Consider the following 11,867-nt stretch of genomic DNA (forward strand, 5'->3'; position numbering starts at 1 on the left):
GGGTGCGGCGTATCGCGAATGGGGTTTCGCCGGCATCCGCAACCACGGCATCCCGCAGGCGCAGATCGATGCTGCCTACGACGTGTTCAAGCGCTTCTTCGCTTTGCCCGATGACGTGAAGAAGCAGTATCACGTCCCGGGCAGCGGCGGCGCGCGCGGCTACACGCCGTTCGGCGTGGAAACCGCGAAGGACTCCAAGCATTTCGACCTGAAGGAGTTCTGGCACATCGGTCGCGAGATCGCGGACGATTCCAAGTATCGCGACGTCATGCCGCCGAACCTGTGGCCGGACGAGGTGCCAGGCTTCCGCGAACATGGCTATGGCCTGTACCAGGCGCTGGACCAGCTGGGCTCACGCGTGCTGTCGGCGCTGGCGCTGCACATCGGCCTGCCGGAAACCTATTTCGCCGACAAGACCGATTCGGGCAATTCGATCCTGCGTCCCATCCACTATCCCCCGATCACCGCCGACGACATCCCCAACGTGCGCGCCGGTGCGCACGAGGACATCAACCTCATCACGCTGCTGGTCGGTGCGAGCGCGGCCGGCCTGGAAGTGCGGTCGAAGCAGGGCGAGTGGGTACCGTTCACGTCGGACGCCGACACCATCGTCGTCAACATCGGCGACATGCTGCAGCGCCTGACCAACCATGTGTATCCGTCGACCACGCACCGCGTGACCAATCCGCCCGGCGAGCAGGCGCGCCAGCCGCGGTATTCGGTGCCTTTCTTCCTGCACCCCAATCCGGATTTCCTGATCGACGTGCTGCCGTCCACGATCACGCCGGACAATCCAAAGCGTTATGCGGAACCGATCACGGCGCAGGGTTATCTGGAAGAGCGTCTGCGCGAGATCAAGCTGAAGTAGTCGCTGCCTCGCGCGCTGAGAGCAAGCGGCCGCGATGAGATGCGCGGTGGCGCCAGGCAAAAAGCATCGCGGGCATGGCCCGCTCCTACAGAATCCTGGTGTTCTGTAGGAGCGCCCTGGGGCGCGATGCTTTACTTCTTCAATCCAGCGGCCGCACCTTGCGCGAGTTGCGCGCCATCAGGCCCATCGCCACGCGGTGCGGCAGCAGCTTCACGATGGCGTGCATCAACTGGTAGCGCCAGCCCGGAATGACCAGGATGTCGCCGCGCTCGTTACCTTCGATACCGGCGCGCGCCACCTCCGTGGCCTGCAGCCACATCGTCGGCGACACCCGCATGCGCGACCGGGTGCCGGTGACATCGTGGAACTCGGAATAGGTGAAGCCGGGGCATAGCGCAGTGACGTGAACGCCACGGTCGGTGTTCTCCAGCGCCATCGCCTCGCTGAACTTCAGCAGGAAGCTCTTCGCAGGCGCGTACAGCGTCTGCCCCTCGGCCGCCGGCATCAGCGCCGCGAACGAGGCGACGTTGAGGATGCGGCCCTGCCCGGAGGCGCGGATGGAGGGCAGCAGCCGCCATGTCAGGTCGCAGACGGCCGTTACCATCACCTGCAGGAAGGCTGCATGTGCGCTCCAGTCGTTGCTGCGATACCGCCCCGGCATGCCGTAGCCGGCGTTGTTGACCAGGATGCGGACCTGCACGCCCCGCCGTTCGAGTTCGGCGACCAGGGCTGCTGGCGCGTCCGGTTCCGCCAAGTCGGCCGCGACCACTTCCACGGCGACCTGCGCCCGCAGTTCCGCGGCCAACGCCTGCAGCCGTTCCGCGCGGCGCGCAGTCAGCACAAGCGGTACGCCGCGTCGCGCGTACTCGCGCGCGATCTGTTCGCCGATGCCGCTGGAGGCGCCGGTGACCAGGGCGTAACCCGCGGTGCGGGCAGGGGAGACGTCGGGCATGTCGGGTCCTGGCATGAGGGCGCGGAGGCGGCCACGATAGCGCGGCAGGTAGGTGTGCCGGACAACATCGGCTAGACTGCGCGACCCGAACTGGACAGGAATTGGTCTTATGCGTCGCAAGCTCGTGGCCGGCAACTGGAAGCTCCATGGCACCCGTGGTTTCGCGACGGCTCTGATGGACGAACTGGTCGCAGGCCTGCCGCTGGACGGCGTGGACCTGCTGATCCTTCCCCCGCTCCCCTACCTGGGCGAGCTCATCGAGGACTACGGCGACCGCGGCGTGGCATTCGGCGCCCAGGACGTCAGCAGCAACGAAAAAGGCGCCTATACCGGCGAGGTATCGGCCTCCATGCTGGTCGACGTGGGCGCCCGGTATGGACTGGTGGGGCATTCCGAGCGCAGGCAGTACCACGATGAAAGCAGTGAGTTCGTGGCGAAGAAGTTCGTCGCGGCCAAGGGCGCAGGCCTGGTTCCGGTGCTGTGCGTGGGCGAGACCGACCAGCAGCGGAGGGACGGGCAGACCGAGTTCCGGATCCAGAAACAGCTGCAGGCCGTGTTCGACCTGGCCGGTCCGCAGGCGTTCGACGGCGCCGTCATCGCGTACGAGCCGGTCTGGGCCATCGGTACCGGCCTGACGGCCACCCCGGCCCAGGCCCAGGCGGTGCATGCGTTCATCCGTGGCGAAGTCGCCGCGCGCGATGCTAGAATCGCCGGCTCGCTGCTCCTTCTGTATGGCGGCAGCGTGAAGCCCGACAACGCCGCGGAACTGTTCTCGCAGCCCGATGTCGATGGAGGGCTGGTCGGCGGCGCTTCCCTGGTCGCCAAGGATTTCCTGGCCATCGCGCGAGCGGCGGCCGGTCGGGGATGACCCCGGCACGACCGGCCCAACGGGGCCGGACGACTCAACCGGTTGAGACTGATTCCAAATGTGGATGTTGATCCTGAATGTGGTGTACGTGCTGGTGGCCATCGCCATCATCGCGTTGGTGCTGATGCAGCGCGGTTCCGGCGCTCAGGCGGGCTCGGGATTCGGCGGGGGTGCGTCCGGCACCGTGTTCGGTGCGCGCGGTGCATCCAATTTCCTGTCCAAGAGCACCAAGTGGCTGGCCATCACGTTTTTCGGCATCAGCCTGTTCATGGCGTGGTACGCGACCCATAGCGCGCGCCCGACCACGCAGCAGAACCTCGGCGTGATGTCCGACCTGCCGGCCGCGCCCGCCGCGCCGGTGGGCGAACTTCCCAAGCCGTCGACCGTACCGAGCACGCCGATCCAGCCGACGCCCGCCGCGCCGGCCAACAGCGTGCCGGCCGCGCCGCAGGAAACGGCACCGGCGACGGAAGCGCCTCCCGCGACACCGCCGCAGGGCGGCTGAGCGCGGATACAATGGCGGGGCGCCGAGCGCATCGCACGAAGTTCAAAGCCCAGGTGGCGGAATTGGTAGACGCACTACCTTGAGGTGGTAGCGGCGAAAGTCGTAGGGGTTCGAGTCCCCTCTTGGGCACCAACAGGGCGGGTCGGCGGCAACGTCGCTCCCGCCTCGAAAAAACCCGCCTTCCGGCGGGTTTTTTCTTTTGGCGATGGCGGCGATGCGTGTCGGTAATCGTTTACTAGCGAGTTCACGAACCGTTACAATCCCGCCGATTCATCGGGCGCCCGGTACGTGTTGCGGAAGGGCTCCCGCGGAAGGTGGGCCCGATGGTCGCATCGACGGGTCGCTCGCGGCGAAGGCCGCTGGCGGGCGATGCGAGCCCCATTCATGCCGCGCCGCGTCCTGCGCGCCGGCGGATAGGACAAGACGAGACAAGCGAGTGCTGGCCAACTACCTGCCCACCCTGTTGTTCCTGATCGTCGCCACCGGCATCGGCATCGCGCTGATGGTGGCCGGTCGCTTCCTCGGCCCGCGTCGTCCCGACGCCCAGAAGCTCTCCCCGTACGAATGCGGCTTCGAGGCTTTCGAAGACGCGCGCATGAAGTTCGACGTGCGCTACTACCTGATCGCCATCCAGTTCATCGTGTTCGATCTGGAAATCATCTTCATTGTTCCGTGGACGCTGGTGTTCCAGGAGCTGGGTCCGCGTGCGCTGGTCACGATGGGCCTGTTCGTGGGCATGCTGTTCCTCGGCTTCGTTTACGTTTGGAAGAAGGGAGCGCTCGAATGGGAGTGATCCAGACCGTCGACCGTCTGATGAACAACCCGATCCCGGAAGGGCGGGTGGACGACATCCTGCGCCCCGAAGGCGACAATCCGCTGCTGGAAAAGGGCTACGTCACCACCAGCGTGGATGCGCTGATGAACTGGGCGCGTACCGGCTCGATGTGGCCGATGACGTTCGGCCTGGCCTGCTGCGCGGTCGAGATGATGCACGCCGGCACCTCCCGCCTCGACCTGGACCGCTACGGCGTGGTGTTCCGCCCGTCGCCACGCCAGTCCGACGTGATGATCGTCGCCGGCACGCTGGTCAACAAGATGGCCCCGGCGCTGCGCAAGGTCTACGACCAGATGCCCGACCCCAAGTGGGTGATCTCGATGGGCAGCTGCGCCAACGGCGGTGGCTACTACCACTATTCGTACTCGGTGGTGCGCGGCTGCGATCGCGTGGTGCCCGTGGACGTGTACGTGCCGGGTTGCCCGCCGACGGCCGAAGCGCTGGTGTACGGCATCCTGCAACTGCAGAAGAAGATCTGGCGTACGCAGACCATCGCGCGCTGATTCCTGCTTTCCCCTGACATCCTCCTCCAGAGCACGCCACGCCCCATGGCAGAGCAAGCTGCAAACTTCACCGACCAGTTGCGCGCCCGTTTCGCGGACGCCACGGTCAGCGTGGCCGAGCCGCGCGGCGAAATCACCCTGGAAGTGCCGTCGGCATCGTGGCACGCCGTCGCGCTCGCGCTCCGCGACGAATTCGGCTTCGAGCAGGCCGTCGACATCAGCGGCGTGGACTACCTGGGTTACGGCAGCGCCGAGTGGGATACCGCGGACGTGTCGTCCGAGGGCTTCAGCCGCGGCGTCGAAGGCTTCGGCCCGGGTCGCTTCAGCTGGGAACAGCGTCCGCGCGACGCCGCGCGTCCGAACCGTTTCGCCGTCGTGCTGCACCTGCTGTCGTACCAGCACAACCGTCGTGTCCGCGTGCGCTGCTTCGCGCCCGACGATGGCCTGCCGGTGGTGGCATCGGTGTCCGATGTGTGGCCGGGCCTCAACTGGTTCGAGCGCGAGGCGTTCGACCTGTACGGCATCATCTTCGAAGGCCATCCGGACCTGCGCCGCATCCTGACCGACTACGGGTTCGTCGGTCATCCGTTCCGCAAGGACTTCCCGCTGATCGGCAACGTCGAAGTGCGTTACGACGAAGAGAAGAAGCGCGTCGTGTACGAGCCGGTCACTTCGGTCGAGCCGCGCGTCGGCGTGCCGCGCGTGATCCGCGACGACGCGCGCTACCAGACCGCCGCCGGCGAAGCCGCCGCGCGTGAGGGCAAGGCATGAGCAATCCGCAATCCGGCGCCGCGTTCGCCAGCAATCCTGCTGAAGCCAGGCAGGAAATCCGCAACTACACCCTGAACTTCGGGCCGCAGCATCCGGCCGCGCACGGCGTGCTGCGGCTGATCCTGGAAATGGACGGCGAGACCATCGTCCGCGCCGATCCGCACGTGGGCCTGCTGCACCGGGGCACCGAGAAGCTGGCCGAATCCAAGCCGTTCAACCAGTCGATCGGCTACATGGACCGCCTCGACTACGTCTCGATGATGTGCAACGAGCACGCGTACGTGCGCGCCATCGAGACCCTGATGGGCATCGAGGCGCCGGAGCGCGCGCAGTACATCCGCACGATGTACGACGAGATCACCCGCATCCTGAACCACCTGATGTGGATCGGGTCCAACGCGCTCGATCTCGGCGCGATGGCGGTCATGCTGTATGCGTTCCGCGAGCGCGAAGAGCTGATGGACTGCTACGAAGCGGTCAGCGGCGCACGCATGCATGCGGCGTACTACCGTCCGGGCGGCGTGTACCGCGACCTGCCGGACCATATGCCGAAGTACAAGGAGTCGCCCTGGCGCAAGGGCAAGGCGCTCAAGCAGTTCAACCAGGCGCGTGAAGGGTCGCTGCTCGACTTCCTGGAAGACTTCACCAACGAATTCCCCAAGCGCGTCGACGAGTACGAGACGCTGCTGACCGACAACCGCATCTGGAAGCAGCGCACGGTGGGCATCGGCGTGGTCGCGCCCGAACAGGCGCGCGCCTGGGGCATGACCGGCGCGATGCTGCGCGGCTCGGGCATCGCATGGGACCTGCGCAAGAAGCAGCCTTACGCGAAGTACGACGCGGTCGATTTCGATATCCCCGTCGGCGTCAATGGCGACTGCTACGACCGCTACCTGGTCCGTGTGGCCGAGATGCGCCAGTCCAACCGCATCATCCAGCAGTGCGTGAAGTGGCTGAAGGCCAACCCCGGCCCGGTCATGGTGCAGAACTTCAAGGTCGCGCCTCCCTCCCGCGAGGAGATGAAGGACGACATGGAAGCGCTGATCCACCACTTCAAGCTCTTCAGCGAAGGTTACTGCGTGCCGGCCGGCGAAACCTACGCCGCGGTCGAAGCGCCGAAGGGCGAATTCGGCTGCTACCTGGTCTCCGATGGTGCCAACAAGCCGTTCCGCGTGAAGCTGCGCGCGCCGGGTTTCGCGCACCTGTCCTCGATGGACGAGATCGTGCGCGGCCACATGCTCCCCGACGTCGTCGCGATGATCGGTACCTATGATCTTGTCTTTGGTGAGGTGGACCGATGAGGGCCACGGGTAATTTCGAAGCGGCGCAGAACGTCGATCCGCTGGTGGCGTTGAGCGACGAGACGCGCGCGCACATCGATCATTGGCTGACCAAGTTCCCGCCGGACCGCAAGCGCTCGGCGGTGCTGCAGGGCCTGCATGCCGCGCAGGAGCAGAACCAGGGCTGGCTGACCGACGAGCTGATCGCCGCCGTCGCCAAGTACCTCGACCTGCCGCCGGTGTGGGCGTACGAGGTCGCCAGCTTCTACTCGATGTTCGAGACCGAGAAGGTCGGCCGCAACAATGTCGCCTTCTGCACCAACATCAGCTGCTGGCTCAACGGCGCCGAGGACCTGGTCGCTCACGCGGAGAAGAAGCTCGGCTGCCGGCTGGGCGAATCCACGGCCGACGGCCGCGTGTACCTGAAGCGCGAAGAAGAGTGCGTGGCCGCCTGCTGCGGCGCGCCGGTCGTGGTCATCAACGGCCATTACCACGAGAAGCTGACGCCGGCGAAGGTCGACGAGCTGCTGGACGGGCTGGAGTAAGCGCATGGCAGGCCATTCACACTATTCCGAAGGCTACGGCCCGGTCGGTCCTGCTCCGAAGGAGCACCAGGCCGTCTACACCACGCTGCATTTCGACAAGCCGTGGTCGTACGAGAACTACCTGAAGACCGGCGGGTACTCCGCGCTGCGCCGGATCATCGAAGAGAGGATCCCGCCGGCCGACGTCGTCGAGATGGTCAAGCAGTCCGGCCTGCGCGGCCGCGGCGGCGCCGGCTTCCCGACCGGCCTGAAGTGGAGCTTCATGCCGAAGGGCGACATGCAGAAGTACATCCTCTGCAACTCGGACGAATCCGAGCCGGGCACCGCCAAGGACCGCGACATCCTGCGCTACAACCCGCATGCGGTGATCGAGGGCATGGCGATCGCCTGCTACGCCACCGGTTCGACCGTGGGCTACAACTACCTGCGCGGCGAGTTCCACCACGAGCCCTTCGAGCATCTGGAGGAAGCCACCGCCGAGGCCTACAAGCACGGCTGGCTGGGCAAGAACATCCTCGGCTCCGGCGTGGACATCGACCTGTACAACGCGCTCGGCGCGGGYGCCTACATCTGCGGTGARGAAACCGCGYTGMTSGARTCGCTGGAAGGCAAGAAGGGCCAGCCGCGCTTCAAGCCRCCGTTCCCGGCSARCTTCGGCYTSTACGGCAAGCCSACCACSATCAACAACACCGAGACGTATGCCTCGGTGCCGGCCATCGTGCGCAACGGCGCCGAGTGGTTCATGAATCTGGGCAAGCCGAACAACGGCGGCTGCAAGATCTTCTCGGTCTCCGGCCACGTGGCGAAGCCGGGCAATCATGAGATCCGCTTGGGTACGTCGTTCGCCGAGCTGCTCGAGCTGTGCGGCGGCATGCGCGAAGGCCGCAAGCTCAAGGCGGTCATCCCGGGCGGCTCCTCGATGCCGGTACTGCCGGGCGAGGTGATGATGGGCCTGACGATGGACTACGACAGCATCCAGAAGGCCGGTTCCGGCCTGGGTTCGGGTGCCGTCGTGGTGATGGACGACACCACCTGCATGGTGCGTGCGTGCCAGCGCATCGCGCGCTTCTACTACAAGGAAAGCTGCGGCCAGTGCACGCCGTGCCGCGAAGGCACCGGCTGGATGTACCGCATGCTGACCCGCGTGGCCGAGCACAAGGCCACGATCGAAGACCTGCAGACGCTGCGCGCGGCGGCGGGCCAGATCGAAGGCCACACCATCTGCGCGTTCGGCGAAGCCGCGGCGTGGCCCGTGCAGGGCATGCTGCGACACTTCTGGCACGAATTCGAATACGCGATCGTCAACAAGCGTTTCCTCGTCGACGACGAGCGAGACGGCAAGGTCGTCCGTTCCAACCTGGAGGTGGCCGCGTGAGTGCGCAGCCCGTGAATCCCAACCTGCCGCCGGACCACGTCACCGTCTTCATCGACGGGCAGGAGCTGGCCGCGCCCAAGGGTTCGATGATCATCCAGGCCGCCGACAAGGCCGGCATCCCGATCCCGCGCTTCTGCTACCACGAGAAGCTGCCGATCGCGGCCAACTGCCGCATGTGCCTGGTGGAAGTCGAGAAGATGCCAAAGCCGGCACCGGCCTGCGCCACGCCGGTGATGGACGGCATGAAGATCGCCACGCGCAGCGACAAGGCGTTGAAGTCGCAGCGCAACGTGATGGAATTCCTGCTCATCAACCATCCGCTGGACTGCCCGATCTGCGACCAGGGCGGCGAATGCGAGCTGCAGGACCTGTCGCTGGGCTACGGCCGTTCGGTCAGCCGCTTCCAGGAACGCAAGCGCGTGGTGCCGGACGAGGACATCGGTCCGCTGGTCGCCACCGAGATGACCCGTTGCATCCAGTGCACGCGCTGCGTGCGCTTCACCGCGGACGTCGCCGGCACGTACGAGCTGGGCGGCATGTACCGTGGCGAGAACCTGCAGATCGGCACCTACGACGGCAAGCCGCTGACCACCGAAATTTCCGGCAACGTCATCGACGTCTGCCCGGTGGGCGCGCTGACCAACAAGGTGTTCCAGTTCCGCGCCCGTCCGTGGGAACTGATTGCGCGCGAATCCATCGGCTTCCATGACGCGATGGGCTCCAACGTGTTCTATCACTCGCGCCGCGGCCAGGTGCTGCGCACCGTTCCGCGCGAGAACGAAGCCGTCAACGAATGCTGGTTGTCGGATCGCGACCGTTATTCGCACCAGGGCCTCTATGCCGACGACCGCGCGGTGAAGCCRCTGCAGAAGGTCGATGGCGAGTGGCGCGAGGTCTCCTGGGCCGAGGGCCTGTCCGCCGCCGCCGAGATCCTGCGCGCGAACCGCGGCGACAGCCTGGGCGTGCTGGTGCACCCGGCGGTGTCTAACGAGGAGGGCGGCCTGTTGGCGAAGCTGGCCGAAGGGCTCGGTACCGGCAACCTGGACCACCGCATCAACAACCGCGATTTCTCCGATGGCGCCGTCGCCGAACCGTTCGCGCTGCCGCTGGCGGAGATCGAGCAGGCCGATGTCATCGTGTTGTTCGGCACCAACATCCGCCACGAGTTGCCGCTGCTGCACCAGCGCATCCGCAAGGCCGTCCGCAAGGGGGCCAAGGTGCATGCGGTCAATCCGGTCGATTTCGATTTCGCATTCAGCCTGGCCGGGAAGCACATCGTCGCGCCGTCGCAGCTCGGTGGCGTGCTCAATGACGCTGCGCTGCGCGACGTCGCCAAGGCCGCCAACCGCGCCGTCGTGATCGTCGGTGGCATGGTCGAGAACCATCCGCAGGCCGCTGCGCTGCGCGGTGCCGCAGCCGATTTCGCTGCCGCGACCGGCGCCTCGCTGTGCCGCATCCCCCAGGGTGCGAACGCGGTAGGCCTCGCGCGCCAGGGCGTGCTGCCGAGTGCTCGCGACGTGGCCGGCATGTTCGCCGAGCCGCGCAACGCCTACGTCATCTACGGCATCGAACCGGGCCTGGATTTTGCCGATACGCCGGCTGCCACCAAGGCGCTGGCCTCGTCGAAGGTCGTGGCGTTCAGCCACTTCGCCTGCAAGTCCACGCGCGACGTGGCCGATGTGATCCTGCCGATCGGTCTGTTGCCTGAAATCGACGCGACGCTGACCAACCTGGACGGCAAGGACCAGCGCACGCAAGCCGCCGGCAAGCTGCCGGGCGAGGCGCGTGATGGCTGGAAGGTGCTCCGCGCCCTCGGTGGCGAGCTGCAGCTGGCCGGTTTCGAGTTCACCGACATCGCGGGCGCGCGTGCAGCCATCGCCGGCACCAGGCCGGTTGCCGTGGCGAAGTCCGCCGCGCCGGACGCCGCTGGCCAAGGCCTGGAACTGGCCGTCACCGCAGCGATCTACCGCACCGACGGGACGGTCCGTCGTGCCGAAGCGCTGCAGGCGCATCCGCTGAACGTCGGCGACCGCATCGTGCTGAATCCGTCCGATGCGCAGGCCGCCGGCGTCGCCGAGGGCCAGGTCGCCAAGGTCGGCAATGGCATCGGCACGGCCTCGCTGCCGGTGGTGGTGGACGCCCGCGTGGCCGCGGGTGCCGCCTGGATCGAGAGCGGCTACGGTGCCACGGCACCGTTGGGCGCCGGACGCGTCACGGTGGTGAGCGCATGAATGAATTGCTGATCAACGCGGTCGGCCCGCTGCGCGAATGGTTCTTCGGGCTGGGCGACATCGGCATGGTGTTGTGGATCGTGCTGAAGATCCTGGCGATCGCCATGCCGGTGATCATCTCGGTCGCGTTCTACGTGGTCTGGGAGCGAAAGCTGATCGGCTGGATGCATGTGCGCCATGGCCCGATGTACGTGGGCATGGGCATCTTCCAGGCGTTCGCGGACGTCTTCAAGCTGCTGTTCAAGGAAATCATCCAGCCCAGCAGCGCGCAGAAGACGATGTACATCCTGGCGCCGCTCATCACGCTGGCGCCGGCGTTCGCTGCGTGGGCAGTGGTGCCGTTCGATTACCAGCTGGTGCTGTCGAACGCCAATGCCGGCCTGCTGTACCTGCTGGCGATGACCTCGCTGGGCGTGTACGGCATCATCATCGCGGGCTGGGCGTCGAACTCGAAGTACGCCTTCCTGGGTGCGATGCGCTCGGCCGCGCAGGTCGTCAGCTACGAAATTGCGATGGGCTTCGCGCTGGTGGGCGTGCTGATCGCCGCCGGCAGCCTGAACCTGACCGACATCGTGATGGCGCAGTCGGGCGATTCCGGCTTCTTCGAATGGTTCTGGCTGCCGCTGTTCCCGCTCTTCATCGTCTACTGGGTCTCCGGCGTCGCTGAAACCAACCGCTCGCCGTTCGACGTGGTGGAAGGCGAATCGGAAATCGTCGCCGGCCACATGGTCGAGTATTCGGGTGCGGCGTTCGCGCTGTTCTTCCTGGCCGAATACGCCAACATGATCCTGGTGAGCTTCCTGGTGTCGCTGTTCTTCCTCGGCGGCTGGCTCAGCCCGCTGCAGGGCTGGATCACGGCCGACGTGTCGCCCTGGATCAACTGGGTCTGGACCGGCGGCTGGCCTTGGCTGCTGCTGAAGGTGCTGTTCTTTGCCAGCGCCTACATCTGGTTCCGCGCCAGTTTCCCGCGTTACCGCTACGACCAGATCATGCGTCTTGGCTGGAAGGTGTTCATCCCGCTCACGATCGTCTGGATCGCGGTGACGGCGTTGCTGGTGTTCTTCGGCGTGTTCGAGAAGGGTGTGTAAGACATGAGCAAGGTTGTGCACTACTTCAAGAGCCTGATGCTGCTGG

At 66.1% G+C, this 11,867-nt stretch carries 12 protein-coding genes and 1 tRNA gene; 12 read left to right on the plus strand and 1 reads right to left on the minus strand.

Features of this window, described 5'->3' with window-relative positions; translation table 11 throughout:
• On the plus strand, positions 1 to 868 hold an 868-nt coding region (locus AC04L7_RS04360), incomplete at its 5' end, for an isopenicillin N synthase family dioxygenase (protein ID WP_475512580.1).
• Between the two features lie 139 nt (positions 869 to 1,007).
• On the opposite strand, the gene AC04L7_RS04365 is transcribed toward AC04L7_RS04360, so the two are convergent.
• Positions 1,008 to 1,820, minus strand: coding sequence for an SDR family NAD(P)-dependent oxidoreductase (locus AC04L7_RS04365; protein ID WP_435999264.1), 813 nt, complete (start codon positions 1,818 to 1,820; stop codon positions 1,008 to 1,010).
• 109 nt (positions 1,821 to 1,929) lie between these two features.
• Between AC04L7_RS04365 and tpiA the strand changes: the two genes are divergently transcribed.
• From tpiA to nuoH, 11 genes are all read left to right on the plus strand, one after another.
• Positions 1,930 to 2,688, plus strand: coding sequence for a triose-phosphate isomerase (gene tpiA, locus AC04L7_RS04370; RefSeq protein ID WP_296282656.1), 759 nt, complete (start codon positions 1,930 to 1,932; stop codon positions 2,686 to 2,688).
• A 58-nt stretch (positions 2,689 to 2,746) separates the two neighbouring features.
• Positions 2,747 to 3,193 (plus strand): preprotein translocase subunit SecG, encoded by a 447-nt coding sequence (gene secG / locus AC04L7_RS04375; protein ID WP_435999262.1) that lies wholly within the window; start codon positions 2,747 to 2,749, stop codon positions 3,191 to 3,193.
• 47 nt (positions 3,194 to 3,240) lie between these two features.
• A tRNA-Leu gene (locus AC04L7_RS04380) sits at positions 3,241 to 3,325 on the plus strand.
• 304 nt (positions 3,326 to 3,629) lie between these two features.
• Positions 3,630 to 3,986 carry an NADH-quinone oxidoreductase subunit A gene (locus AC04L7_RS04385; RefSeq protein WP_162108536.1) on the plus strand — a complete coding sequence of 119 codons (357 nt, stop codon included), beginning with the start codon at positions 3,630 to 3,632 and terminating at the stop codon, positions 3,984 to 3,986.
• Positions 3,977 to 4,531 carry a NuoB/complex I 20 kDa subunit family protein gene (locus AC04L7_RS04390; protein ID WP_162108535.1) on the plus strand — a complete coding sequence of 185 codons (555 nt, stop codon included), beginning with the start codon at positions 3,977 to 3,979 and terminating at the stop codon, positions 4,529 to 4,531. Before AC04L7_RS04385 ends, AC04L7_RS04390 begins: the two co-directional genes overlap by 10 nt.
• A gap of 45 nt (positions 4,532 to 4,576) precedes the next feature.
• Complete coding sequence (locus tag AC04L7_RS04395; RefSeq protein WP_296282658.1) at positions 4,577 to 5,302, plus strand: NADH-quinone oxidoreductase subunit C; 726 nt, start codon at positions 4,577 to 4,579, stop codon at positions 5,300 to 5,302.
• Complete coding sequence (locus AC04L7_RS04400; RefSeq protein ID WP_296282659.1) at positions 5,299 to 6,603, plus strand: NADH-quinone oxidoreductase subunit D; 1,305 nt, start codon at positions 5,299 to 5,301, stop codon at positions 6,601 to 6,603. The genes AC04L7_RS04395 and AC04L7_RS04400 overlap by 4 nt, the downstream gene beginning before the upstream one ends.
• On the plus strand, positions 6,600 to 7,127 hold the full coding sequence (gene nuoE / locus AC04L7_RS04405) for an NADH-quinone oxidoreductase subunit NuoE (protein WP_296282660.1): 528 nt from the start codon (positions 6,600 to 6,602) through the stop codon (positions 7,125 to 7,127). Before AC04L7_RS04400 ends, nuoE begins: the two co-directional genes overlap by 4 nt.
• Before the next feature lie 4 nt (positions 7,128 to 7,131).
• Positions 7,132 to 8,502, plus strand: coding sequence for an NADH-quinone oxidoreductase subunit NuoF (gene nuoF, locus AC04L7_RS04410; protein WP_475512581.1), 1,371 nt, complete (start codon positions 7,132 to 7,134; stop codon positions 8,500 to 8,502).
• Positions 8,499 to 10,733 carry an NADH-quinone oxidoreductase subunit NuoG gene (nuoG, locus tag AC04L7_RS04415; protein ID WP_435999257.1) on the plus strand — a complete coding sequence of 745 codons (2,235 nt, stop codon included), beginning with the start codon at positions 8,499 to 8,501 and terminating at the stop codon, positions 10,731 to 10,733. The genes nuoF and nuoG overlap by 4 nt, the downstream gene beginning before the upstream one ends.
• Positions 10,730 to 11,821: an NADH-quinone oxidoreductase subunit NuoH gene (nuoH, locus tag AC04L7_RS04420; RefSeq protein WP_296282663.1), complete on the plus strand. Its 1,092-nt coding sequence runs from the start codon at positions 10,730 to 10,732 to the stop codon at positions 11,819 to 11,821. The genes nuoG and nuoH overlap by 4 nt, the downstream gene beginning before the upstream one ends.
• Positions 11,822 to 11,867 lie beyond the last annotated feature (46 nt).

Source organism: Pseudoxanthomonas sp. LjRoot204_2 (assembly GCF_056175765.1).